Annotated in this window: 19 protein-coding genes and 1 tRNA gene; 10 read left to right on the forward strand and 10 right to left on the reverse strand. The window is 40.6% G+C overall.

Annotation, left to right across the window (positions count from 1 at the left end; all coding sequences use genetic code 11):
* Positions 1-550: 550 nt before the first annotated feature.
* The 3 genes from L1994_RS02370 to L1994_RS02380 all read right to left on the reverse strand — a co-directional run bounded on the left by L1994_RS02370 (position 551) and on the right by L1994_RS02380 (position 1,556).
* The gene (locus L1994_RS02370; protein WP_278100093.1) at positions 551-700 is read right to left on the reverse strand and encodes a hypothetical protein; all 150 of its coding nucleotides are present in this window, start codon (positions 698-700) and stop codon (positions 551-553) included.
* The gene (locus tag L1994_RS02375; protein WP_278100094.1) at positions 685-927 is read right to left on the reverse strand and encodes an AbrB/MazE/SpoVT family DNA-binding domain-containing protein; all 243 of its coding nucleotides are present in this window, start codon (positions 925-927) and stop codon (positions 685-687) included. The genes L1994_RS02370 and L1994_RS02375 overlap by 16 nt, the downstream gene beginning before the upstream one ends.
* Before the next feature lie 173 nt (positions 928-1,100).
* Positions 1,101-1,556, reverse strand: a complete 456-nt coding sequence (locus tag L1994_RS02380) for an EVE domain-containing protein (protein WP_278100095.1) — start codon at positions 1,554-1,556, stop codon at positions 1,101-1,103.
* Positions 1,557-1,691: 135 nt separating this feature from the next.
* On the opposite strand from L1994_RS02380, the gene L1994_RS02385 reads away from it, so the two are divergent.
* From L1994_RS02385 to L1994_RS02420, 8 genes are read left to right on the forward strand one after another with little or no spacing between them, the layout of a single operon-like run.
* Positions 1,692-2,261: a DUF1788 domain-containing protein gene (locus L1994_RS02385; protein ID WP_278100096.1), complete on the forward strand. Its 570-nt coding sequence runs from the start codon at positions 1,692-1,694 to the stop codon at positions 2,259-2,261.
* Positions 2,262-2,284: 23 nt separating this feature from the next.
* Positions 2,285-5,830 carry a BREX system P-loop protein BrxC gene (gene brxC / locus L1994_RS02390; RefSeq protein ID WP_278100097.1) on the forward strand — a complete coding sequence of 1,182 codons (3,546 nt, stop codon included), beginning with the start codon at positions 2,285-2,287 and terminating at the stop codon, positions 5,828-5,830.
* Positions 5,831-5,832: 2 nt separating this feature from the next.
* Positions 5,833-7,680, forward strand: a complete 1,848-nt coding sequence (gene pglX / locus L1994_RS02395; protein WP_278100098.1) for a BREX-1 system adenine-specific DNA-methyltransferase PglX — start codon at positions 5,833-5,835, stop codon at positions 7,678-7,680.
* The gene (locus L1994_RS02400; protein WP_278100099.1) at positions 7,680-9,146 is read left to right on the forward strand and encodes an AlbA family DNA-binding domain-containing protein; all 1,467 of its coding nucleotides are present in this window, start codon (positions 7,680-7,682) and stop codon (positions 9,144-9,146) included. Before pglX (L1994_RS02395) ends, L1994_RS02400 begins: the two co-directional genes overlap by 1 nt.
* A complete protein-coding gene (gene pglX / locus L1994_RS02405; protein WP_278100792.1) occupies positions 9,146-10,873 on the forward strand; it encodes a BREX-1 system adenine-specific DNA-methyltransferase PglX in 1,728 nt (575 codons plus the stop codon). The genes L1994_RS02400 and pglX (L1994_RS02405) overlap by 1 nt, the downstream gene beginning before the upstream one ends.
* Before the next feature lie 55 nt (positions 10,874-10,928).
* Positions 10,929-13,550: a BREX-1 system phosphatase PglZ type A gene (pglZ, locus tag L1994_RS02410; RefSeq protein ID WP_278100100.1), complete on the forward strand. Its 2,622-nt coding sequence runs from the start codon at positions 10,929-10,931 to the stop codon at positions 13,548-13,550.
* A gap of 15 nt (positions 13,551-13,565) precedes the next feature.
* Entirely contained in the window at positions 13,566-15,605 is a 2,040-nt protein-coding gene (gene brxL / locus L1994_RS02415; protein WP_278100101.1) for a protease Lon-related BREX system protein BrxL, read from the forward strand.
* Positions 15,606-15,638: 33 nt separating this feature from the next.
* On the forward strand, positions 15,639-16,160 hold the full coding sequence (locus L1994_RS02420; RefSeq protein WP_278100102.1) for a TATA-box-binding protein: 522 nt from the start codon (positions 15,639-15,641) through the stop codon (positions 16,158-16,160).
* A gap of 23 nt (positions 16,161-16,183) precedes the next feature.
* Here L1994_RS02420 and L1994_RS02425 read toward each other — a convergent pair whose 3' ends face one another.
* From L1994_RS02425 to L1994_RS02435, 3 genes are all read right to left on the reverse strand, one after another.
* Complete coding sequence (locus L1994_RS02425; RefSeq protein ID WP_278100793.1) at positions 16,184-17,272, reverse strand: ORC1-type DNA replication protein; 1,089 nt, start codon at positions 17,270-17,272, stop codon at positions 16,184-16,186.
* A gap of 186 nt (positions 17,273-17,458) precedes the next feature.
* Positions 17,459-18,691 carry a site-specific integrase gene (locus tag L1994_RS02430; protein WP_278100103.1) on the reverse strand — a complete coding sequence of 411 codons (1,233 nt, stop codon included), beginning with the start codon at positions 18,689-18,691 and terminating at the stop codon, positions 17,459-17,461.
* A gap of 63 nt (positions 18,692-18,754) precedes the next feature.
* Positions 18,755-18,826: transfer RNA gene (locus L1994_RS02435), tRNA-Thr, on the reverse strand.
* A 126-nt stretch (positions 18,827-18,952) separates the two neighbouring features.
* Between L1994_RS02435 and mmp10 the strand changes: the two genes are divergently transcribed.
* Entirely contained in the window at positions 18,953-20,197 is a 1,245-nt protein-coding gene (mmp10, locus tag L1994_RS02440; protein WP_278100104.1) for a methyl coenzyme M reductase-arginine methyltransferase Mmp10, read from the forward strand.
* A gap of 17 nt (positions 20,198-20,214) precedes the next feature.
* On the opposite strand, the gene L1994_RS02445 is transcribed toward mmp10, so the two are convergent.
* Complete coding sequence (locus L1994_RS02445; RefSeq protein WP_278100105.1) at positions 20,215-20,556, reverse strand: cupin domain-containing protein; 342 nt, start codon at positions 20,554-20,556, stop codon at positions 20,215-20,217.
* 185 nt (positions 20,557-20,741) lie between these two features.
* Between L1994_RS02445 and L1994_RS02450 the strand changes: the two genes are divergently transcribed.
* Positions 20,742-21,908, forward strand: a complete 1,167-nt coding sequence (locus tag L1994_RS02450) for a TIGR04083 family peptide-modifying radical SAM enzyme (protein ID WP_278100106.1) — start codon at positions 20,742-20,744, stop codon at positions 21,906-21,908.
* Between the two features lie 242 nt (positions 21,909-22,150).
* Here the strand turns inward: L1994_RS02450 and gatE are convergent, their stop codons facing one another.
* The 3 genes from gatE to argH are packed head-to-tail and all read right to left on the reverse strand — an operon-like array spanning position 22,151 to position 26,689.
* Entirely contained in the window at positions 22,151-23,992 is a 1,842-nt protein-coding gene (gene gatE / locus L1994_RS02455) for a Glu-tRNA(Gln) amidotransferase subunit GatE (protein WP_278100107.1), read from the reverse strand.
* Positions 23,982-25,208: a Glu-tRNA(Gln) amidotransferase subunit GatD gene (gene gatD, locus L1994_RS02460; RefSeq protein WP_278100108.1), complete on the reverse strand. Its 1,227-nt coding sequence runs from the start codon at positions 25,206-25,208 to the stop codon at positions 23,982-23,984. The genes gatE and gatD overlap by 11 nt, the downstream gene beginning before the upstream one ends.
* A gap of 2 nt (positions 25,209-25,210) precedes the next feature.
* Entirely contained in the window at positions 25,211-26,689 is a 1,479-nt protein-coding gene (gene argH / locus L1994_RS02465) for an argininosuccinate lyase (protein ID WP_278100109.1), read from the reverse strand.
* Positions 26,690-26,793: the final 104 nt, after the last annotated feature.

A 26,793-nucleotide genomic window follows, 5' to 3' on the forward strand; every position in this document is an offset into this window, starting at 1 on the left:
ATTTACGATCCATTTGCGAACCATTAGCAAGAGATGTCACGAAAGGAACTCATAATAATATTTCACAAACACCCCCTCATCTCCACATAACTCATCCTCCCATGAACACCATCCTTCTTCACAAGATCCACAAGCCTAAGCTCCTCTGATTTTTTGATATACTCAAAAAAGCAGGTATAACTGATGTTATACCGGGCGTTATGTGTGCAGCGGATTTTGAGAGGGTGAGTGTTGATCTCGGCCGGTGCGGTCTTTGTGATGAGGGGAAGGCTTTGTTTAGGTCGGACGGGCTTAAGATTGCGATTTGCGAGAAGTGTTACGGGAGGCTTCTCCGGGAGGAGAATGGGAGGGGTGGGGTGTCATGAACAGTTTTTAATAATTTTTACAAGTTTATCCTCTACTTCATTTATCTTTTCAGCCTTCAGTCTGCCCGCTTTGTATAATATAAGTGATTTATCAGCTGTAAATATTCTTTGAGGCCTGATGAAACTTTGTAATCTTCAGACCTCCTGATTCAAAATCGCTGTCTGCAATTTTTACAGAATAACTGTCAGTTCTGTTTTTGCTTGTTATCTGGCACAGGATGATGTCTTCTCCTTTTCAAAACTGCAATTAATAGAACAGGTCTTTTCTTTGCATCGGAGAGGTCTGAAAAAGGGAAAGGGAAGACTAAGACGTCACCTTTTACAAATTCTTCCATGCCTCATCTTCTTCTTTTAAGTCCCAGTCTTTTTTAAGAGTCTTCTCCGCTGCATATGCGCATGAAAGCGCTTCGTTTACAGAATCGATTGGCCTTAATTCAATTCTGTCCTCATAAGAAATTATTGCAACTTTATCTCCCGGACTAAATCTCTCTCTTAATGATTTTGGAATGACAATCTGACCTTTTTCTGTAATGGTTCCGGTTTTTATTTCTATTAATGGCATGCTGTATCTTACAAATCTTATTAGTAAGATAAACAATTTGAATGTTTTCAAAGAGGCATTTAAATTGTTATAAAAACGCCGGGGATTTTAAATTATATACTTTTGAACTATCCGGAAATTCCGGATAGCTCGTTTTTTTGGATTTTTTTGATTTTCGAATGTCTCCCATAAAATCACCCTCTCGGAGTCTCGGCAGCCTTTATTATATATTCATAATCATCTTCAGGGATTGTTCTCATTGCCGTTCTTAAGTGCCCGGTCCACTGTTTTTTGTTTGTGATGAATTCAAGATTTGGAATCAACGATTTAAAGTCGAGCTCCTCTTTGAATATTTTAACAGGCTTTAATTTGACACGGAATGGAAATACTTCTTCGCCGCTCATTGTCGGAGGCTTTTTGAAAATTTCTGTTTTTTCTTCAAAAGGCTTTGATGCTATATCAAACGCTGCCGTTATTGCGGATGGAAGAATAGTGTCTCCTGCATTTTCCTGGCGGACGAATATGAGAATTTTATCTTTGGGCTCTGATCTTTCTATGCTGTTTTTGTTTCGCTTTGGAACGCCCCAGATGTTGTTTTTCTTAATTACTTCCCAGTTGTCGCGGTTGGTTGACGCAATCCAGATTGTCATTTGAATGTGTTTTGGATTTGAAGGCGTTTAAAATTTTCATTGGAATTTTTTACTGGTATTCTGAAATGTTAATGAAAAGATGAAAAATCCAATCTATAAAACTATTATACATTCTCTACAATAAGAGATATAAGAATGAACACCAAGGCACGGATAGAACTTCTCAAAGACAAAATTATTAGTGATGATTTTTTAAAGGGAAGGGGGTTGGGAAATGAAATCCCCTTCTGGATTTTTGATTATCCTCCTGAAGATGAACACCTGATAAGAGACTCGATACGAAGAATAGAAGAGATTATGAAATCTCATTCAATCATTTTTATTGAGATCGACCTTTATGAGTTGTGCCTTGAGATTATTGAAAGTAAAATTAAACCAGAAAAGATTATTGAATTTGAGAAAAATAAGGGTTCGGACGAGTTACTGAATAAATTAAGGATTATTCTGAAGCCGGAAACAGTGAAAAATGCTATAGGTAAAAGGATTAAAGACTCCGGTAATATTGAAGTAGTATTTCTTACAGGAATTGGAAAAGCCTGGCCTATGATTAGATCACATTCGATCTTAAACAACCTGCAGACTCTTTTAGGAAATACTCCATTGCTGGCATTTTATCCGGGTGTTTATAGTAACACTGAACTAAGTCTCTTTGGTAAGTTTAAAGATGCCAATTATTACCGTGCATTTAGGATTGTAAATGAATAAAATAGTTAATCCGGGGGTGGATAATGGAAACTAAAATCAGCGATTTGTTTTATAATGACATAAAAAGAGAGATCAACGGGGTAATCAAGGTTGATCAGTATGATGAACACAATGTCTTTACTGAACTTGATGAATATGTTGTAACCAGGGAATCTTTGAAATACCTGGATCAGTTTTTCGAGAATTATTTGAAATCAATAAATTCTCCAACTGATAAAACAGGTGTATGGATTTCCGGAGATTTTGGATCAGGTAAATCGCATTTTCTTAAAACACTTGCATATCTTCTTGAAAATAAGGAAGTTTTTGGTAAAACCGCACTCGGGTTTTTTGAGCAGAAGATTCAGGATCCCGGTGTTCTAAGTACAATCGACAAATCTGTGAAGACAGGTACTAAAGATGTAATACTATTCAATATTGATTCCAAATCCGGAGAGACATCAGAGAGAATTGTCGATATACTGATGAGGGTATTTAATGAAAAGAGAGGATATTTCGGGGACGTTTTCTGGATAGCAGAACTTGAAGAAAATCTTGATGATAAGGGACTTTTTGATTCATTTAAAGAAGAATTTCTAAAGATAAACGGTGGCAATTGGGAAGATATCCGCGATCAGTATTCATTTGAGCAGGATGATATTGTTCAGGCTCTGGAAAGATGCGGTTTTCAGAGTAAGGAAGCATCTGCAAGGATGTTTGAATCAGATGGCCAGAACTATATTTTAACTCCGGAAAAATTTGCAAAGGCTGTTAAAAAATACTGCGATTCAAAAGATAAGGATCATCAGGTGATATTCCTTATTGATGAAATAGGGCAATATATCGGAGATAACAGCCACCTGATGCTTAATCTTCAGACAGTGGCAGAAGAACTCGGGACTATTCTTAAAGGAAAGGCCTGGATAATCGTTACTTCACAGGCTGATATTGAGACAGCGGTTAAAGGTATTAAGGAGAAAGAGACAAAACAGGATTTCTCTAAAATTCAGGCTCGTTTTGATACAAGAGTTAGTTTATCCAGTGCGAATGTCGATGAGGTAATCAAGAAGAGGATCCTTAAGAAGAAGGATGAATATAATGAAACTCTTTCTCTTTATTTCGATGAGAAGAAGATTATTCTTAAGAATCTGATATCTTTTTCACAGGGCAGCGCCGAGATGAAGAATTTCCGGGATTCTGAAGATTTTACATCGGTTTATCCATTTGTGCCATATCAGTTTAATGTGTTGCAGAGGGTTTTTGAAAAGATTCGATCGACAGGTTTTGCAGGGAAACATCTTGCAAAAGGCGAACGCTCGATGCTAAATGCATATAAGGAAGCAGCAGAAAAATATGGGGATTCTTCTCTGGGTGCTCTCGTTCCGTTTTATTCGTTTTATGATACTGTTGTTACGTTTCTCGACCCGGTGATTGCAAGAACGATAGCCCAGGCTGAGGATAATGATAATCTTGAAGAATTTGACTGTCTCATACTGAAGACTTTGTTTTTAATCAGGCATGTAAAGGAGCTTCAGCCAACCCTTGACAATATTGTTGTTTTATCGCTTACAAGCGTGGATGAGGACAAACTTGCACTAAAAGACACTGTAATCTCATCATTAAACCGGCTTGAAAAGGAGACTTTGATTAGTAAATCCGGGGATACTTTCCATTTTCTCACAAATGAGGAGCAGGAAATAAACAGGGAGATAAAAAATATCGATGTTGACAGGCACAAAATTGTCGATGAGGTATATGATGAAGTATTCAATTCAAATGAAGTTTGCCAGAAGTCTTACGGAGAGTATAAGTTCAATAAATCGGTTGATGATAAGATTACGAATTCCACTGATGCTGATTTGACAATCAGGTTTTTGACACCTTTGTCTGATGAATATCCTGGAAGCAGCGACCAGAGCAATTTTGCCGGGGAGGTTTTAAGCAATGTTGATTCAGATGGGACTCTTCTTTTTATATTCCCAAAGGATAGTGGATTTATTTCCCAGATTGAAGAGTATCTACAGATTGAAAAATATCTTAAACAGAACGGTTCTACCCGCAGTGATGATTTTATAAAGAAAATTATTGTTGAAAAAAATCAGGAAGCAGCGAGACTTAAAGACTCTTCAAAGATGGCAATCTGTGAGGGAGTTAAGAATGCAAGGGTCTTTATCGACGGCAAAGAGGTTCGCATCGATTCGGGAGGGCCGAGAGACAGGGTAAAGGAGGGTTATGAAAAACTCATTGATAATGTCTATAGCAAATCGGATTATGTAAAGAAAGAGTTTGAATCCGAGTATGATATCATCAGGCTGTTAAAAGAAGATGACCTTGAGAGATTTGGAGTGGGAAGTCAGGGGGCAAATGAACTTGCACTTGATGAGATGCTCAATTACATCAGTGTCAAAGAAGAGAAAAAAATCCAGGTTTTGTTAAGCGAAATAAGAAGCCATTTTATGAAGAAACCTTATGGATGGAAGAATTTTACAGTTTCCGGCCTGGTTGCAACTCTTTTCAGAAATGAAGATATTAAACTCAGGTACCAGAGAACTTACCTTTCCTTAGAACCTGAAGAGATTACCAGGTATCTGACAAAGAAGGAACATTTTGACAGAGTTATCATTGAGATCAGGAAGAAGACAGGCATTGAGATTTTAAATAATGTTAAGTCTGTACTTAGAGATGTATTTGAAAAAACCGATCTGCCGGATAAAGAGAGTGATCTCTATAATCGGGCAAAAACTCTCTTTGATGATAAGAAGCAGGAGCTTTCTGAGGATCTTGTCAAATATTCAGAGGAGAGCAGGTATCCGGGAAAACAGCCTATTGAAAATTATCTGAGATTTATTAAGGATCTTTTGGGAGTATCTGATCCGTCGGCATTTCTGGCTAAGATCTCTGATGAGACGGATGAAATATTCAGGCTTAACAAAGAGGCTGAACTGCCTGTAAAATTCTTCGAAGGGAGCCAGAAGGATATATTTAAAAGAATTCTGGATAAGATCGAGGGATACAGGAGAAACGCCCAGTTTCTAAACGAGGAGGCAAAGAAAAGTCTTTCCAAGATTGAAGGGATTCTTGGTTCTGATGAACCTTATCCAGAGATTCGGATGCTTCCACAGCTTGAGGCATCTATTGAAAATTCTTTGGCAGAGTCTCTTGCAGAATTAAAGGATGAATTTAAAAACGAGACTGAGGGATATAAATCCCGGCTGAATAAAGAATTTTCATATTCTATGTCAGATTATTCGGCTGAAATAGGATCTGTTGGTGAATCATTTGATTATTCTGCAGGACAGGTTGAGAGATCAAATGACTGTTCATTCATTAAACTGCAGATTGGAAGTCTTCCTGAAAAATATAAATATTCATACCAGGAGATTGAAAGTAAGATTAAGGCAGAAAAGCCGGATTTAAAAGATGGAGACGAGGTAGTTTCTGAAGTCCCTCTTGAGATAATCGATAATAAATCGATATTTAAAACAAAGAAGAACATTGAGAATGAGGAAGACCTCGAGCAATATATCATTGAATTGAAAGCCAAATTAAAGAAAATTCTGGATGAGAAGAAGAAGATACAGGTGATCTGATTATGGATAAGGCAAGGGTGCTGCAATTTTCAGATTCGCTTAGAGAGAGGCTTTCTGAAGAGACGAAGAAGCGGGCGGCTTTTTACAAGATTTTTCCAAAAGAGATCTACGAGGTTGAGAGCGAATTTGAAGATTCGGTTATTATCGGCGGAAAACCTTACAAAAAGGATATTGCAGACCAGAGAAAGGTTCTGGTTGGTGAGATAAAGAAAAAGGGTTACGAACGGGTTGTTGAGGAGATTACCTATACATGGTTTAACAGGTTTGTTGCTATCCGTTTTATGGAGGCGAACGGGTATATGCCGGTCAGGGTTTTTTCATCCGGGACCGAAGGAAAAAAAGAGCCTGATATCCTGACAAGGGCCCTGGATCTTTCTTTCCTGAATGTTGATCGCGGCCATATTCTTGATCTTAAGTCTGAGGGAAAGGAGGAGGAGCTGTACCGCTATCTGTTTTTCAGGCTTTGTAATTTCCTTCATGAGACAATGCCGTTTATGTTTGAGGAGATCTCGGATTATACCGAACTTTTATTCCCTGAACGTCTTTTGCATACCGATTCTCTTCTTGAAGATCTCAATGATATTATCAGCGAGGAAGACTGGAGAGAGACTGAGATCATCGGATGGATCTACCAGGATTATATTGCGAAGAAGAAGGATCGCCTGATGGCGGCTAAAAAGGCGTATACACCTGACCAGATTCCGGCTGTAACCCAGCTTTTTACTCCGAAGTGGATTGTTCAGTATCTGGTTGAGAATTCTCTTGGGCGGCTGTGGATGTTAAACCGGCCAAACTCCCGGCTTTTTGAGATGATGGATTACTATATCATGCCTGAGGAGAAGGAGTCAGACTTTCTGAGGATTTCTTCACCGGAGGAAATACGGGTGTGTGATCCTGCCTGCGGTTCGGGGCACATATTGGTTTATGCATTCGACCTTTTGTATGAGATGTACAAAGAGGAAGGCTATATCGAATCCGAAATCCCGCAGACAATTTTACGAAACAATCTCTATGGTATTGAAATTGATAAGCGTGCGGGATCGCTTGCGGCTTTTGCTCTTGTTATGAAGGCGAAGAGGAAGAACAGGAAGTTCTTTGAGAGTCCTGTTCAGCCGAATATCTGTGTTCTTGAGAATATCTCATTTGATGAGGGTGAGTTTGAGGATTATATGTCAGCGGTTGGAAGCAATCTTTTTTCTTCCGGGCTAAAAGAGACGATTCTTGGATTCACTGAGGCTGATAATTTCGGATCGCTTATCCGTCCTTCTTCAACTTCTCTCTCTGACATCCGCCGGATGTTAAATGAGAAGAATCTCTCATCCAGTCTTATTCTCTATGAGACTCACAAGAAGGTTCTGTCCGCTTTAAAACAGGCAGAATATCTTGAGCCGCGTTACCATGTTGTCGTTGCAAATCCCCCATATATGGGGAATAAGGGGCTGAATGAAGATCTTAAAAAGTTTGCAAAGGACTATTATCCGGACAGCAAATCCGATCTCTTTGCTATGTTTATTGAGCGCAATCTGGATCTTTCAATGAAGAAGGGTTTGGTTGCGATGATTACGATGCAAAGCTGGATGTTCTTATCCTCTTTTGAAAAACTTCGTGCGAATATACTGGATAATGAAACCATAATTACAATGGCACATATGGGCCCAAGGGCATTTGACAGCATAGGCGGCGAAGTTGTATCAACTACTGCTTTTGTTATAGAGAATGCCCAACATCCTAATTATAGAGGTGCATATATCCGCCTCGTTGACGGCCGCAACGAATCGGAGAAGATGGAGGCACTTCATGAGGCAGTTGTTCAGTCAGCCGGTCTTTTGGGTCTGCAGAAGGAGGCGTAATGGCTATCCCACTCTCCTCTATGATAAAAATGCCGGAAGGTAAAACGCTTGAATTCAAACGTGACCTTTCCTCACCAAAAAATGTCTTAAAGACAATAATAGCGTTTGCAAACACTGCCGGAGGAAGGATTTTCATCGGTGTTGAGGATGAAACGCGTAACATTTTGGGAATCACAAATCCGTTTGATGAGGAGGAGAGGCTTTGCAGTCTCATTGCTGATAATATTGCACCAAAACTTATCCCTAATGTTGAACTGGCGTCTTTTGGTGATAAAACGCTTCTTGCAGTTGAAGTGTATCCAAGTGGAAGGCGACCTCACTTTATGAAGAATGAAGGTCCTGATGACGGGGTATATGTCAGGCTCGGGTCAACCAACCGCAAGGCAGATAATGAGCTTATCGAAGAGTTACAGCGGAGTGCTTTTGGTGTTTCATTCGATGAGATGCCGATGCCTGATCTCTCTTTGGATAATCTTGATATCGGGTTTGCAAAGAAGGACTTTGAGGGAGTCAGAAAATTAAATGAAGAAGAGCTTCTGACTCTTAAATTTCTGGTTCCTGTCCAGGGAAAACTGGTCCCGACTACTGGTGCCATGCTTCTTTATGGAAAAAACAGGAATTTCTATTTTCCGGATGCCTGGGTCCAGTGCGGACGGTTTATAGGAAAGGATAAGGCGGACATCTTTGATCATACGGATATTCATGAACCTCTTTCTAAATCAGTTGAGGATGTTATGCTCTTTTTGAAGAAACATGCATTTAAGGGAGCTGATTTTTCTAATGTTAAACGTAAGGATGTCTGGAGTATTCCCTTAACAATTCTTCGTGAAGCTGTGATTAACGCTATAGTTCATGCAGATTATTCACAGAAAGGGGCACCAATAAGGGTTTCTTTTTTTGATGACAGAATTGAGATTGAAAACCCCGGAATTCTTCTCCCCGGAATGACAGTTGAGGATGTTAAGCAGGGTGTATCAAGGATAAGAAACCGTGTGATTGCCAGGGTTTTTAGTGAACTTGATTTAATTGAGCAGTGGGGCAGCGGATTTCGCAGGATATTAAAGGAGGCTGACAAACTGGGGCTTCCTGAGCCTGAGATTATAGAGATAGGAATGCGGATTCGTGTGACTGTTTATCTTGCTGAAAATATAGAAGTAAAGTCCTCCGGCAAAGTAACCGAGCAAGTAACCGAGCAAGTAACCGAACAAGTAACCGAACAAGTAACTCCGCAGGTAAAACGCCTTATCTTATGTCTAAAGAAAAAACCACTCAGTGTTAAGGGTGCAATGGAAGTTCTCGGGCTTAATCACCGGCCTACTTTTATATATGACTACTTAAAACCTGCAACCGATGACGGATTTGTTGAGATGACACAGCCTGATTCACCAAAAAGCCCAACACAGAAATACAGACTGACAAAAAAAGGAAAGGCACTTCTTTTGAAAACAGATGGAGATGAGCAATGATGACCACAAAATCAAAATCAACATCAAACAACCCTGTCCCGAACTTCTACCGGGCCTCCGCCGAGGACTTTAAGAAGATACCGGGGAGTCCTATTGCGTATTGGGTTAGTGTAAAAAATCGTAATATTTTTGACAAACTACCCTCTATTGAAAAAAATGTCGTTGCAAGACAGGGATTGGCAACTGGTGATAATAATCGTTTCTTAAGATTATGGTGGGAAGCCAATTATAAAAATATATATTTCCATGCTGAAAGCAGAATCCAGGCGAAAGAATCTGGATGTTGTTGGTTTCCCTGTAATAAAGGAGGAGAGTTTCGTAAATGGTATGGAAATAACGAATATATTGTAAATTGGGAAAATGACGGTTTAGAAATAAGAAACTTTAGAGATAAAAACGGCAAATTGAGATCACGTCCTCAAAATATGGATTATTATTTTTTAGAATCTGTTTCGTGGTCAGATGTAACGAGTGGCTCAAATTCGTTCAGAATCTATCCTAATGGGTTTATTTTTGATGCTACTGGCCATTCGGCCTTTATTTCCAACCGCTGTACAAAAGAGCAGTTACTTTCTTTTTGTAATAACAAATTCACTAATAAAATTGTTAAAATTCTCAATCCAACGATGCATTTTCACATAGGCTATTTCAATGTTTTACCTGCTGCCTTCATCGATGAAAAATCCGCTCAGATAATAGTTAATAGGACTATTCAACATGCAAAAACCGACTGGAACTCCTATGAAACCTCATGGGACTTCGAGACACTGCCCATCCTCTCCCCTGAATACAAATCACCGACAATAAAAGAATCATACACAAAACTCCGCTCTTACTGGCAGGAGATGACCGATGAGATGCAGCGTCTCGAAGAGGAGAATAACCACATTTTTATTGAGGCATACGGACTTCAGGACGAGCTGACGCCAGATGTTCCGCTATCTGAGATTACGCTTACATGCAATCCACATTACAGGTATAACGGGAATAAAACTGAAGAGGAACTTGAAGCACTGCTTCTCAAAGACACAATGAAAGAACTCATCTCCTACGCAGTCGGGTGCATGTTTGGAAGATACTCGCTTGACAAACCCGGACTTGTTCTCGCAAACCAGGGAGAGACCATCGATGATTATCTTGAGCAGGTACAAAAGACAGCTTTTCTGCCGGACGATGACAACATCATCCCTGTCCTTGATGACGAGTACTTCAAAGACGACATCGTATCGAGGTTTAAGGACTTTTTGAAGGTCACGTTCGGAAGAGAAAACCTCTCAGCAAATCTTGATTTTATTGCAAAGGCGTTATCCGACAGGAGCACAATATCGCCTGAAGCAGTCATCCGCGACTACTTCATAAAACAGTTCTACAAAGACCACGTCCAGACATACAAGAAAAGACCTATCTACTGGATGTTTTCATCCGGAAAAAATCAGGGATTCAATGCACTCATCTACATGCACAGGTATGACAAGTCAACCCTTGCGAAGATGAGAACCGATTATCTCCTCGAACTCGAATCAAAACTCATCGCAGAAGTGGAGATGCTCTCCGGAGATCAAACGAAGAACAAGGCCAGGCTCACGAAGATCAAAAACCAGGTCGAAGAGATGCAGAAGTACGACGAACTCCTAAACAACAAATCATTACAGCAGATAGAAATAGACCTCGACGATGGAGTAAAGGTCAACTATGAAAAGTTTGAGGGACTGGTGAGAGGAGTATGAAACTTTTGTATTTATATGAACACAGATCAAAATTTCCAGTAATAGGGGAAAAGAGATGCCGATACTAAGCCTTGAGAAGACAACCGCCGCAATACTTCATAAATTCAAAAACTTATCAGAATTTGAAAAAAGAAAGATAGTCTTCTGGTATGACAATGAAAAAACAGCCGAAGACGAAGACTTGGAATCAATCTCAAAAACACTCAGTCAAAACGGCATAAAAACTCTCATCCTCGATAACAACTTCTATGAAATAAAAAAAATAATCGAACATACAGACACCGAATCTGACTATCTCATCTACTCCCACGAAGCTGAAAGACCATATAAGGAAAACTGGCTCTTAGACATCCAGTTATACTCCGAACGGTTTGAAAACAGCAGAATATCCGATATAAAATCTGAGATAGGAATAGAAGGCTATGAATATGACAAATTCCTTGAAAAGCACCAGAAATTCTTCGCAAGCAAGAAAAGAGTTGCAGCCTTAAAAAAATACTATGATAATACATGGAAAGAAAAAGATCTCTTAAAAGGTATCTTTACAGTAATCACAGGATCGACAGCCCCGGACGACAGGGAGATTGTCAAAAACGTCCTGATGAACTCACTCTCTGAAGAAGAGAACACAATCTGGGAAGACATCGTCCGATACAGCCTTGAAGAAAAATTCTGGGACATTGCAGGAAGAAACTTTGGCTTTTATAAAGAGCACCCCACGCTCGAAAAATTCTTCTTAAGCTTTCTTATAACCCATATCGACAGAAATGCACAAATCCCCCCCGGAGCACTTGAGAGTTATATTAACCATCCAAAGCAGAGCAACGAATGTGAAATATTCATCTCCGGCTGGATGGAAAATTCAAAAGACTACTCACGATTTGACGAATACTGCCGGAAACTTCTCCTCGAAGAAGATAAAAAGCTGGAAAAAGATCTAACCTCCATCCTCAACAAACAAAAAGTTGAAAGCTACCTGGAAGTCAATGCACCCGATATTTTTGATAAAAGCATAATCCGGCAGATAGTAAAAACAATCGAAAACGGCGGCAGGGACTATGAAAAATACCTCGAATGGATAGAAGCACGAAAGACCAGACATTACTATCCCGAATTTAAGCACATCTATTCAGCACTTAAATATGGCATAATGTTAATCCGTTTATCAGAAGAGATAGAAGAAAAAGAAACCCCTGCAAACACTCCAAATGAACTCTTCAGAAGATATGCTGAAAAATATTATCTCCACGACTACTACTATCGAAAGTTCTACCGCCACTATGACAAAAACAGTGATAAAGACATCCTGAAAAACAGCATCAGGGAGATAGTCGAGAGGGAATACAGGAACACCAACGAAAAAATCCTGACGAAATGGAGCGACCTCCTCGAAAAAAATTCAAACGGAAAATGGGAGATAGAACTAATCGACAAACAGAAAGATTTCTTCGACAACCATGTTTCAAAGATAATCAAAAGAAACGACAGAGACAAAGTCGCAGTCATAATCTCAGATGCTCTCAGATATGAGGTCGCCGCCGAACTCATGGATGTCCTCAACAAAAGTACAAACGGAACAGTTGAGATGAAGACAATGGCCTCCTCTCTTCCGTCCTACACGCGGCTCGCAATGGCCTCACTTCTTCCCCACAAACAGCTTGAATACAAAAAAGATCATGTCTTTGTTGACGGGATGGACTCTGACGGTCTTGCAAACCGTGATAAAATACTCGCCGCCTACGGCAAGGAATCCATAGCTTTAAACTTCAAAGAGTTCAGTAAACTGAAATCAGATGAACAAAGAGAGCTAATCAAAGGAAAGAGAATAGTATATATCTATCACAACAGAATCGATGATACCGGAGACAGCAAATCCTCAGAAGACGAAGTCTTTGAGGCCGCAGAACTTGCCATTGACGATATTAACACTATGATAAACCGTCTTGGAAGAAGTCTGAATGTAAACAATATAATAATCACTGCAGATCACGGATTCATCTACAACCGCGACGCTCTCGAAAATGTCGACATCGTTGATACAGCAGGGTTTGAAAAGGACAATTTCCTTATTGCAAATAAAAGATTTATTATCAGCAGTGAAAAGACAGAACTTCCAAATACACACAGATTTGAATTAAATATCCCTTCAGATTCAGGAGAACATTACTATATATACACACCCTTCGCCGATCTCCGTTTCAGGCACCAGGGAGGCGGAAGGAACTTTGTTCATGGTGGATCATCTCTCCAGGAGATAGTCATACCAGTGCTTCACTACAACCACATTAAATCAGAATCCGATCTTGACAGAAAAGGAATAGGATATGGTAAAGTAGGAATAACACTGCTTGGAAACATCAGAAAAATCACCAGTAATCCGTTTAGGATCAGTCTTTTACAGACTGAAAGTGTAACAGATAAACGTGAACCCCTCCGGTGCAGAATCGCACTTTATGACAATAAAGGGGAAAGATTAAGCGACGAAAAGGTTATCATTGCAGACAGAACCTCTGACGAACCGGACAAAAGAATTATTGATGTAACACTTACATTGGGTAGAAATGTTAAAAACGGCATCTATCTCTTAAAAGCTGTCGATGAGGACACAAAGGCAAAATACACTGATGTTTTAGAGACCACCCTTGAAGTAGATATTCTGATAACTGATGATTTTTAACCGGAGGCTTAAAAGATGACAGAACATATACCAGCAATTGAAACGGATAAAAAACTAAACCAGTGTTTCCCTGGCAGAGTAGTCAGAAAAGACCTGACAAAAAAGCTTAAAGGAAGCAATAATGTTCCGGTCTATGTCCTCGAATATCTGCTTGGCTCAAACTGTGCAACAGAAGATGAAGAGTTAATCGAAGAAGGGGTAAAAAAAGTAAAACGTATCTTATCAGACAACTACGTCCGCCCTGACGAAGCAGAGCTTATTAAATCAAGAATCCGTGAGACCGGATATTACACTGTCATTGACAAGATAACTGTTCATCTCAATGAGAGGCGGGATGTTTATGAAGCCGAATTCTCATCGCTTGGAATCAAAGAGATTGAGATCGATCCCGAAACGGTAAAGAAGTATGAAAAACTCCTAGGTGGCGGAATCTGGTGCATAGTAAAGATGGAATATTCTGTCGAATCATCCCGTTCCCCATTTATGATATCCAGCCTGAAACCTATCCAGATTCCCAATATGGATATCAATGAACTAATCGACAGGAGGAAGAAATTCACAAAAGATGAGTGGATCGACATCCTGTTGAGAACCATAGGAATGGAGCCTGACAGACTGGAGTATCCTGTCAAATGGCATCTCCTTGAACGACTTGTTCCTCTTGTTGAAAATAATTATAATCTGTGCGAACTTGGACCAAGAAGTACAGGGAAATCCCATGTTTACAAGGAGATCTCTCCAAATTCAATATTAATATCCGGTGGACAGACAACAGTTGCAAATCTCTTCTACAACCTGAGTTCAAGACAGGTAGGACTCGTCGGTTTATGGGATGTTGTAGCGTTTGATGAAGTCGCCGGCATAAGGTTCAAAGACAAGGACGGAATCCAAATCCTCAAAGACTACATGGCATCAGGTTCATTTGCAAGAGGCAAAGACCAGATAAACGCAAACGCCTCAATTGTTTTTGTCGGAAACGTAAACCAGAGCATATCATCTCTAATGAAAACAGCACATCTCTTTGCACCGTTTCCGGATGTCATGAACAATGACAGTGCATTTTTCGACAGGATTCATTATTATCTTCCCGGCTGGGAGGTCCCAAAATTCAGGCCTGAACATTTCACTGAAGGGTACGGATTCATTGTTGACTACCTTGCGGAATTCCTCCGCGAGATGAGAAAGAGATCCTTTGGAGATCATATCTTCAAATACTTCAGGTTTGGAAACAACCTCAACCAGAGAGATGTAATTGCAGTAAAAAAGACATTTTCCGGTCTGATGAAACTATTATATCCTGATGACAGTGCAACAAAGGAAGACGCACGTGAAATCCTAGAATATGCCCTCACCGGAAGACGAAGAGTAAAAGAACAATTAAAAAAGATTGGCGGAATTGAATTCTACGATGTCAACTTTTCATACATTGATGTTGAGGAGCATTCAGAGCATTTTGTTACAGTTCCTGAAAGCGGCGGCAGCAGGCTGATTCCTGAAGGCATGGGAAAACCCGGCCAGGTATTTTCTGTTAACAGAAACGAAGATGGAAAGATTGGGGTATATAAATTTGAACTGCAGGTAGTAGCCGGTTCGGGGAAATATGAAAAATCCGGTCTTGGCTCAAATTCGAAAGCAAAAGAGGCTGTTCAGACCGCTTTTAATTACTTCAAGGCAAATGCCAAATCCGTCAGCCAGAGTATCTCCACAAAAGAGAAAGATTACCAGCTTCATGTACAGGACCTGACAGGTGTCGGAATAGCAGACGGCCTTGCACTTCCTGCATTTATCAGTCTCTGTTCAGGCGCCCTTGAAAAACCCGTACATGAACAGATTGTTATTCTTGGAACCTTCACTATCGGCGGTTCGATTAGTGTTATTGACAATCTTTCTGACCTTCTTCAGGTCTGCTTAGATGCCGGTGCAAAGAAAGTTTTAATCCCGATATCTTCTGCAGGAAAGATCTCAATGGTCCCTCCGGATCTTTTCAGCAAATTCCAGATATCCTTTTATGAAGACCCTGTCGATGCTGTCTATAAATCACTCGCTTTGTCCTGAACAGATTGTTTATAATTAATATACGGGAGAAAAATGAAGATAACCAATGTTGTAGCCACCATTTCACTAAAAGGGCCTCTGGACCTGGAAAAACTGCAAACAGGACTTCCAGGATCGGAAAAAGGCAAATCACACTGGCTCAAATACCGCCTTCAGCCTGAAAACAAGTATGTGGCATTCTATAAATCCGGAAAATTCCTGCTTACAGGAGCGGATATTATTGAAAATTCAGACTCCCTGATTGAAAGAATCATTGAAAAAATACACGAAGCAGGACTCCCAGCCGAATTAAAAAAATTCGATATATGCAACATCGTTTGTCACGATAAAATACAAATTAATTCCAGTCTGGAAGCCATTTACGAGCAATTCAGGTCCGGAGAAGAGGTTGATTGTGAATATGAACCTGAACAATTCCCAGGGATGGTATGCAAAACCAGGGGAGTTACAATACTCCTGTTTTCTACCGGAAGCCTGGTTTGCACAGGTGCAAAAACTGTATCTGAAGCTGAAGAAGCGATTTACAACTTCTCTAATTTGCTCTCATCGCTTTAAAAGGATTTTAACATAAAAACCCATTATAAAAACCCCCTAACCTCCACATAACTCATCCTACCATGAACCCCGTCCTTCTTCACAAGATCAACAAGCCTAAGCTCCTCTAATTTTTTGATATACTCAAAAAAGTAGGTATAACCGATATTCAGCTCATCCTTCGCACGCCGCTGCACCTGTCCTGATGTGACGCCGGCAGCGTCTCCCCTCTCTTTAGACTCCCGTGTCATCTCACCGATAAGCTCAAAGAGCTGCCTCTCACCGTTCTTCAGAGTCTTAAGGGTCTCATTAACATGCACATCCTTTGAAACCGAAAAGGCCCGGCTCACATCCTCCTCAGTAACAGATGTCCTGGCATCGTTCTCCGCATTCATCACAGACCGCTTAATCAGATCAAGGCCGACACGGAGATCCCCAATCTTCATTGAATAGTCAACAATCAGATCAAGAATATCCCCTGAGATAACATTCGGATAAACACCCTGGAGGATTCTGGCCTGATAAATATCGTGCATCTCTGCAGCGGAATAAGGCGGGAAATATACCTCAGCCGGCCTGAATGATGACACAACCCCGGCATTAAGGCCATCTAAAATATTCTTATGAACATCTGAGAGAACTGCAAAAACTCCTATTCTGACTCCCTCAAATTCCTGGTGAAGTCTTAAAGCAGTAAAAAGTGTAGTGTTCATCGCACTCTTACTGCCCATATAATTAACGTCATCAAGGCAGAGAAGAACGACTTTATTCTCTTCTGCAATCTTTTTTGCAACCGCTGCAACGAGGTTCTCAAAAGACAAACCTGCGGGCGAAATTTTAGTGTCGGTAACCTTTCGATAAACCTTTGAATAAATCGAAAACGGAGACCTCTCAATCTGGCAGTTTACATAAACAGTAACAAGCTTTTTTGTGTGCATCTCTGCCTCGGAAAAAAGTTTTCTGAGACATGTTGTTTTCCCCGTCCCCGGAAGCCCCCTGCATATTGTGTTCACCGGCGAACACCCCTTAAGCGCCGGTCTCAGATTATATGAAAGCTCTCTTATCTGCTCTTCCCTGAATAAAAACCGGTCAGGAATATAATCAGATTCAAAGGCTGAAAGATCCCGAAACAGTGTCTCTTCCCCATTTCAACAACTGATTCATATTTTCAGGTCACTTTTAAGAGCAGATAAACCTGCAGGCGTTTTACTTTCAGACCGCCCGCGGTGGATTTATTGTGTGCAGTATTTTTGCGGGTTAGATAGTTAAAAGGCGCACTGTGGTTAAAAAGAAGTCTTTAGGTTTGGGTTTTTTAAAAATTATAGAGATGTTTTTGCCTGCATTTTCTCCTCAAGGATCTTCTCAATCATCTGTTTTAGCAGGTTGGGATTTTTGCTGATGTCTTCTGCCATCTCTTCAATGGTTGCTGTTGCTTCATCGGTGAATGATCGTCCGCAGCGGTTGCAAAATTCGGCTTTCGGCGGGTTTATCGTCATGCACTTTGGACACATTACCGGTTCAAGTGCATGGGTTTCCTTTTCGTCTTTTGAAACGATTCCATAATTTCCGAGAACCTCACGGTCGATGTCACGTCCGGTCAGGTGTGCGTATGTCTGAAACATCGGTGTGTTGATGTTTCCCCACATCATTAGCTTTATTACTGATTCATTCATCCCGTCATTGATCAGGTGTGTGATTCTGCTGTGCCTGAAGATGTGCGGTGTTATGTGTTTATGAATACCTGTTCTTATCCTTAAAGTGTGAAGGATTTTCATTACAGTGCCGTGGTTAAATGGAGTTTTTTGCTGAGTGATAAAGACGAGGTTGTTATCTTTCGGTTCAAAGGGATAGTCCTGGCGCCATGCCAGAAGGTAAGGTTTTGACATAACTATCCGGACATATCTCTGCTTACTGCATTTTGTATCTTCAACTGTCAGAATGATTCCATACTCGTCAAACTGTATTCTTCCCCATGTGAGCCGGCCGATTTCTCCGATTCTGCATCCTGATTCATAAAGAAGTGCGATTAATGCCCGGTCTCTTGAATTTGTGCAGCCTGAGAGCAGCGTCTCTATCTCTTCTTTTGAAAGCATCTGTTCAGGAAGTTTTGTGCTGAAGTTTGCGCTTGGCGGTTTTATTTTGTTTATTTTTTCTTTCGGAAGATCATTATAGCCATTTTCAATCATCCAGAGGCTGAATCTTTTCAGAAACATGACGTAGTCATGAATTGTGTTGGCCTTATATGGCCTGTCCCTGCTGCTCTTTGCTGTTTTGAGATCTGAAATCGCTTTGTAGATATCAGAGATTTTTGCCTCTTTGTAAGGACAGATGAAACGTCTCCATGTAATGAGAGCATAAATTATTTTGTTTGTTCTTGCAAGGCCGATGTTTTGTGATGCCTGAAGCTCGGATATAAATTCATAGATGAGATCTAAGTCATACTGGAGAATCTGGCCTTCTGTGAGTGCCCGTTTAATTGACCGGTCTGCATAGACTGGCTTGACGTAATGAAAATTACTGTCGGTCCTGGTGGGTGCTGTGGTACTTCCCATGAAAGAAAGTTCAGAATATGAATATAAAAGAGTTATGGGGGGGAATTGGACATGATGTCTGGAAGCCTCAGGAGGGAATTGAACCCCCGACCTGCTGATTACAAATCAGCCGCTATGCCGCTAAGCCACTGAGGCGCTCTACTAATGTTGGCTGTTTACTATAAAAAAGATGACGTTTTGCATCTGCCAAAAATTCAATCACCTGATTAAAAGACCATTATTTAATCCCTTATCGCAACAAAACATTGTGAAGGATACAATATGGCGCATCTTACCGTAGACCTGGGAGGAAGTCCCGGAGTAGACTGCCGGGGTTTTTGTAAATACTGCTATTTCAAAGGCCTCAAAAAAGAGGATGAACCCGAACCCTTTGGATGTAAATACTGCCTTCCTTTTACAAAAGGCTGTGAATACTGTACTGACGGAGTCCGGGAAAAATATGAGAGATTCAAGGATTTGCGTGATGTTGCAGACGACATCCTTGCAAATCTGCAGTTAATGGACGGTGAACTTGAAAAAATAACAATAAGCGGCGGAGGAGATCCTTCCTGTTATCCTGAATTTAAGGATTTAATGGAGATTCTTGGAAGTATGGAAGTTCCGATTCACATCGGATATACATCCGGAAAAGGCTTTGACGATCCTGAAATTGCAGATTTCATGGTCGAAAACGGCCTGTCTGAGATATCATTCACAGTATTTTCAAGCAACCCAAAACTTCGCGAAGAATACATGGGAGACAAGACACCGGAAGTGTCGCTTGAAGTCTTCAAAAGACTGTGTAAAAAAATAGATGTTTATGCCGCATCTTTGGTAATTCCCGGTGTAAATGATGCAGAAGTCCTTGAAGACATGTGCCGATATTTAGAGGAATGTGGTGTAAAGGGACTTATTCTGATGAGGTTTGCAAACCGCACTGATCAGGGACTGATTCTTAAAAACGCTCCTATCATTAAGGGTCAGAGAGTTCATACAGTGCGTGAATTTGCAGAACTTGTAGCCTCCTTAAATTCCAGATACAGCTTTAAAATAAATGGAACTCCGCTTGGAGACCCCGAGATAGGATCTCCGTTTGCAATCATGGACGAACCGGACCTTCTTGAAAAACTGCCAAAAGTAGAAAAAGATGCAACTATCATCACAGGAAGTATTGCGGCACGGCCGATTCAGGCGATTTTAGACGCCTGTGGAAATAAAACATGGGTTTATGGAACAAAAAAAGAGATAGCATGTTTAATTACAATCGATGATCTAAAAGAAGTTGATTTATCCCGTGTTGGAGAAGTTGTAATAATCCCCGGAAGAGCTTTTGTGCATGAAAAAGAAGCCGCAGAAGTCTTATCTTCAGACGGAGTTGAGAGGACTGTTATAAGAGGGCCTGACATGCTTACAGCCGATGCTGAAACAAGCATGGGAATGGATAAAAACGGAGTTCTTCAGATGGAAATGGATGGTTTCTCAGATCTTATAAGGCTTATTAACATGTACGGGAAACAAAGATGCTGAAGATAAAAATTGAAAGATTAAAGTAGTTTAGTCTCTGTTGTTGGAGTTGGAACTTTCACAACAAGCACTTTAAACACTTTATCTGATTCATTAATCCATCTGTGAGGTATGTTTGCAGGACTGTTTATTATTGAATCTTTTGATGCCATATCCTTATCATCTCCTATTTCAACGACACCTGTTCCTTCAAGCACATAGAAGAATACATCAACCGGTGTCTTATGCTTTTTTAAAGATTCTCCGGGATTTAATGTTATTACAACTGCTGTTGCATGCTTTGTCTCATATATCTTTCTTGCATCCACATTGTGCGGATTTTTCTGCGATTGAATATCTGCTACCTTTTTTATATCAATCATAAAGAACTCCTCTCAAATATTGAGTATTTTCCTATATGCTAAAGGAAAGTATATATCATCTTCCCTCTGTTTTTGTTTCTCCTGTCATAATTTTCAGACTTTGCATATATCATGTAGCTTAAATCTCATTTGGCTCTCGTAAATTTAAGAAAAATTATACCATGTAGAATGCCTAAAATATCCTGATGAAAAGTCCGTTTCATGTGATGATTATCCCTACTCTCGGGTGTCCTTCAAATTGCGTATACTGCTGGAGTTCTGAAGAGGATTCCCCGGTAATGACTGTTGAAACAGTCAGAAAAACGGTTGAATGGCTAAAAAATCTTAAAAATTATCAGGTTACTGTAACTTTCCATGGGGGTGAACCACTGCTTGCCGGAGCAGAATTTTACAAAGAAGCCCTTCCAATATTATCTGAGGGCTTAAAACATCTTGAGCCAACCTTTGCGATTCAGACAAATCTCTGGAGGATGACTCCTGAGATTGCAAAGATTCTTGCTGAATACAACATTCCTGTCGGCTCAAGCATTGACGGGCCGGAAGAGATAAATGATATTCAGAGGGGATCTGGGTACTATGAAAAAAATATGAAAGGCTTTAAAACAGCAACCGAAAACGGACTTGATGTCAAATACATCTGCACCTTTACCTCTGATTCGTATGAGAGAAAAGAGGAGATTTTTAAGTTTTTTATGGATAACGGATTTCCGCTGAAACTTCACCCTGCACTTCCGTCACTTCGTGGAAAAGAACCGGAAAAATATGCTCTCGAACCTGAAAAATACGGCGAACTTTTAGTGTACCTTCTTGATATGGCGATAAAATACATTAATAAAGCTGAGATTATGAACATAAACGATCTCGTAAGATGTGTTTTTACAAGAAGAGGAAATGTCTGCACATTTGCCGACTGTATGGGAACAACGTTTGCAATCGGACCTGACGGCGGGATATATCCATGCTATCGTTTTGTCGGGATGCAGGAATATCTTATGGGAAATGTGCATGACAACCCGTCACCCGATGAAATAGAAAGTTCAAAGGCATGGATTCTTATGCAGGAGTTTAAAAGTTTTGTAGATGAATCTTGCAAAAACTGCCGCCATATAACATATTGTCGTGGAGGATGTCCTTACAACGCAATTGCTCCAACCGGAGGTGAGGTACGGGGAGTAGATCCGCATTGTCCTGCCTATAAACGCATATTTGACGAAATCGCAGACAGGTTAGATGAGGAAATGTATGAAACATCTCCCGGAGGAATGGGTTATGGAGGAGGTAACAGCGCCTCTAAAAGACGGAGAAGAAAGCCCGGTGTTACTGATTTGATGCACAAAATTGTGATGAAATAAAATTAACAATTTATCTAAACAATTAATCTAAACAATTAACCAATAGAAAAAAAAGACCCGTAAAATAATAAAAAAACAGATCAATTAATCAAATTTAAAAAAGAGATTCATTAATCAAATTTAAAAAAACCCGTGAAACAATAAAAAAAGGATCCATTAATCAATCAAAAAATAATCCCTAAAAAATGTATGTTTGAAAAAAAACATTTTTTTTAATAATTGAATGAATGTTTCTGAATAATTCAGAGAACTTTTTGAAGTTCGGATTTTAGAGCTTCGCTAATCACTTTACCGTCAACGCGGCCACGCATCTCTTTCATGACAACCCCCATTAAAGGCCCCAATGCCCTCATCCCCTGCTCTTTTACAAAGTCTTTTCTCTCTTCAATAACGGCTGAAATTACACTTAAAAGCTCTTCTTCAGAGACAGACGGAGCAATTTTTTCCATTGCTGATTTAACACTGTCTCCTTTGCAGACTGCTTTTATTATATCGGGAATAGCCTCTTTTGCCGCTTTTTTATCTTCGACTGCCAATAAGATATCAATAATTTCTTTATCTTTTAGAACTGATGTGTCAAATCCTTCCCGTTTTACCTCTCTCAGTGTCGAATAAAGAGTTCTTGCCGCAAGGTTTGGTTTAACACCTTTTGATACAGCCTCTTCAAAGAGCCTGCACCTGACAGAATATGCCATGTTCTTCGAAAGTGCAGGGTCCAGCCCGAACTCCTCTGAAAAGCGTCTTTCTTTTTCTGTTAAAAGTTCTGGAATCTGAAGCAAATCCCAGTAATCCTCTGTTATGTCTGATGCGAAAACATCGGTCTCCGGGTACATCCTTGCCGCGCCCGGAAGAGGTCTCATATATGAAGTGGAACCTTCCTCCAGCATCTTTCTGGTCTCTTCTAAAACACCTTCAAATGAAAGCCTGGAGCGCTTAATTATCTGGCCGATTGCACATGCTGCCTTCTTTTTGGAGTCTGCAACCAGAATAACACAGTCATCAGGTCCGGCATTTGTGAAAATTTTTAATTTTTCAACTTCATCTTCGGAAACTCCGTATGCCGGAAGTTCGTCAGTATGAAACAGGCCTCCTACACCACATTTCTTTGCATAATCTGAAATTTCACTTCCAAGCCTTCGGCCGGGCTGAATTTCTCTTCCGACAATGCCTGCAAAACCATTCAGACGGACTGCAAGAATTGATTTTGCCCGCTTTAAAATTGCAGAGCCTGTTTCAGAAAAGATTTCTGTGACATCAAAAATTTCTTCAGAGACAGAGGCGTTCTTCTCTTTGAGCTCATCTCTTATTGCAATAAGATTCTGCTGGCGCAAAACCTCTCGTCTTACAACCTCATCAATTAAATTTAAGTCCTGAACACCTTTAATCTCAACTCTTGCCCCGCCTTTTATTGATATATTGACATCCTGGCGGATTGTTCCAAGTCCGCGTTTTACTCTTCCGGTTGAGCGAAGAAGCATTCCGATGTATGATGCAACCTCTTTTACCTGCTCCGGAGTTTTCATATCAGGCGCAGTTGTAATTTCTGCAAGAGGAATTCCAAGTCTGTCCAAAGAGAATACATCTCCTTCTACCCGCTGTGCCGCTTCTTCTTCAAGACAGATTGACTCAATTCCGGCACCGCCTGGAATGCAGGGTATTCTTCCGTTTAGAGCAACAAGAGAGGTTCTTTGAAAACCGCTTGTGTTTGAACCGTCAATTACAAGTTTTCTCATTACATGCACCTGTTCAACAGGAGTCATGTTCATCATTTTTGCAAGAATGAGGGAAAGTTCGAGCGCTTCGGTGTTCATCGGCGCGGGAGGCTCTTCATCGTTTTCTACAAGACACGTTGTATCATATTCATAATATGTGTAAATTCTGTCCTGCTTTTTCATCTCCTCTTCAGCCGCACGGTCAATTTCGCCCATCTCACTTTCTGTTGCACGAAGGAATCTTTTGAACTCTCCGCATTTTTCAGTAACATCACGAAGTTGGGTCGGGCAGTGGCAGAATAATTTTTCTTTCGTGTTTAGCTGTTGATGGATTTCAATTCCGGCTTTAAGGCCAATATCTTCATAATTCATTGTGAAGGCACCTCTCTGTTTCGCCGCGAAGGTTTGTTCTCATAAGCTCTTTTACTGTTGAGGGATTATTTTCCTGTCCCAAAACCCACATAAGTTTTACAAAAGCGACCTCCGGAAGTATATCCTCTCCTTCAATAATTCCAGAAGTTAAAAGATCGCGTCCTGTATCATAAACTCTGTCACAGACACGGCCGTTTAAACACTGCGATGTCATCACAACATTTGTTCCTGTCTCTGAAAGTGCTTTTATTGAATCAATGCAGAGCGATGATGTGTGTCCAAGGCCGGTTCCGGCAATTACAAGCCCTTTGTAGCCGGAAAATGCATCAATAATATCAGGCTTCATCCCCGGATAGAAATATAGGAGCCCGACATTTTCTTCAAGCTTGTCAAAAAGCTCAGATTTGTTTTGATTTCGTCTTATGGCGTGTTCTTCGAGTGAAACATCAAGCGAGGGATAGTCAACACGTCCGAGCGGTTTTATGTTTAAGCTTTTAAAGGCATCACGCCTTGATGTGTGCATTTTACGGACTCTTGTACCTCTGTGAATTGCACAGAAGTCATCGTTTGTTGAGCCGTGCATTACAACCGCTACTTCTCCAAGGTCTGAAAGGGCGGCTTTTGCACTGCACATTCCGTTCATTACATTATCGCTTGACGGCCTGTCAGCAGAACGCTGTGACCCGACAAAAATAATTGGAACCGGAGTTTTCACCATGAAACTTATTGCCGCGGCAGAATAGGCAAGGGTGTCTGTTCCATGCGTAACAATAATCCCGTTTGTGTTATTCTTAATCTCATCATATATTGTTCTTGCAAGAGTTTTCCATATCTCAGGAGTCATATTCTCTGAAAGAATTGTTGCAGGAACATGTGCACTGAAGCATGCAATATCTTTAAGACCGGGTATTGCCCGAAGAATGTCTTCGGCCTCAAACTGGCTTGTAACAGCACCTGTTCTGTAATCTATCTTTGAGGCTATTGTTCCGCCTGTTGAGATAATTGAGAGTGCAGGGAGATTTTTGTCCTGTTCAATCTTTTTTGGGACTGCTCTTTTAGCCTTTGGTGATTCAGTTTTTTTAACTGCTGATATGTCAACTCCAATATTATAGCCGTTTTCAAGCTTGATGACCGCTTTTTTGTTTCGCTCTGTTATGTATGTTCCTTTAAGCTCTGTTCCTGCATAACTAAAGAGAACCTTATCTCCGGATTCCATTGTTAATTAATCAGCTCCTCAGCCTGTTTTATCATATTTTTAAGAGATTTGTCAATATTATTTCTAACTGAAAAAGTCCACTCTATGTCTTCTTTTAATGCATAGTTTCGCTTTTCAATGCTTTTTGAAACAGCCGCCGGTGACGGTCCTCCTGTTTTGTCTCTTTCACGGACTGAAAATTCAACATCCAGTGCTTCTGAAACTGACTTTTCATCCATTCCCCTTTCTTTGAGAGAAATATCTGCCATTTCAAGGGATGCTTTTTCAAGTGTTTCAAGGTCAAGTTTTCCAAGCCTTACTGAACGCCCGACAATTCCGTGAGCTGTTCTGAATGGAAGCCCGTAGTTTCTAACCATAACGTCGGCAAGCTCGGTTGCAGTGGAAAATCCTTTTCCTGCCTCATCTGCCATTTTTTCAATATTGAATCGGGCAGTTTTAATCATGCCTGTCATAATTTCAACAGATGATTTTGTATCTGAAACTGCTCTCCAAAGATGCGGCCATAAATCCTGCATGTCTCTGTTGTAGCTCATCGGAAGCCCTTTTATCTGGGCAATTGATGCGGAAAGCGCTCCGGCAACAGATCCTGCCTTTCCGCGCATTATTTCCGCGCAGTCCGGATTTTTTTTCTGCGGCATTATGGAACTTGTCGAACAGTAAGAATCGTCAAGATTTACAAATCCGGCAAAAGAAGAGCTCCATATGATTAACTCTTCACAAAGACGGCTTAAGTTTGTCATTATTATAGCACATGCAGAGATTGTCTCAAGGCAGAAGTCGCGTCCGGAAACACAGTCCATTGAGTTTTCAAGAACTCCTGAAAAGCCCAGTAGTTCTGCAGTATATTCTCGGTCAATAGGGTATCCTGTTGATGCAAAGGCCGCGGCGCCAAGCGGGCATAAGTCTACTCTTAATAATGAGTCGCCAAACCGCTCAAAATCACGTCCGAAGGCCTGTTCATAGTTCATTAAATAATGCGCAAGCGTAGTTGGCTGTGCATACTGAAGATGTGTAAATCCCGGCATGAATGAAGTTTTATTCTCTTCTGCAAGCTCAATAAGAACTCCTCTAAGACCGGCGATTCTGTACAGAATTTCTAATATGTCTTCCCGCAATCTGATGCGGACGCAGGTTGCAACTTCATCGTTTCTTGATCTGCCCATATGAAGCCTGCCGCCTTTATCAGAACCGGTTTTATCGATAATATATGCCTCGATTCCGGCGTGAACATCCTCAAATTTAGGGTCAAAAACAGAGTCGCAAAGACCCTCTTTATGAAGGCTTAAAAGAACCTCCATTATGGCCTTTGCTGAATCGCTGTCGATAATTTTCTGCCTGTTCAGCATCAGGAGGTGGCCGATGTCAACTAAAATATCGGATTCTCCAATGAATTTGTCGGCATCTTTTGACGACAGATACTCCCATACCTCGGATGGGCGTCCATCGCCAAGCCGCCCTCCTCTAAGCGGGTCTTTACTCATCACAAATCTCCTGCCATAATTATATGTTCAGATGCATATTTAAGGCGACTATTGATTTTACATCAATTTGTGAATCTTATATTGTTCATCTTATCTGATGCCGG

Source organism: Methanomicrobium antiquum (genome assembly GCF_029633915.1).
Taxonomy (GTDB): domain Archaea; phylum Halobacteriota; class Methanomicrobia; order Methanomicrobiales; family Methanomicrobiaceae; genus Methanomicrobium; species Methanomicrobium antiquum.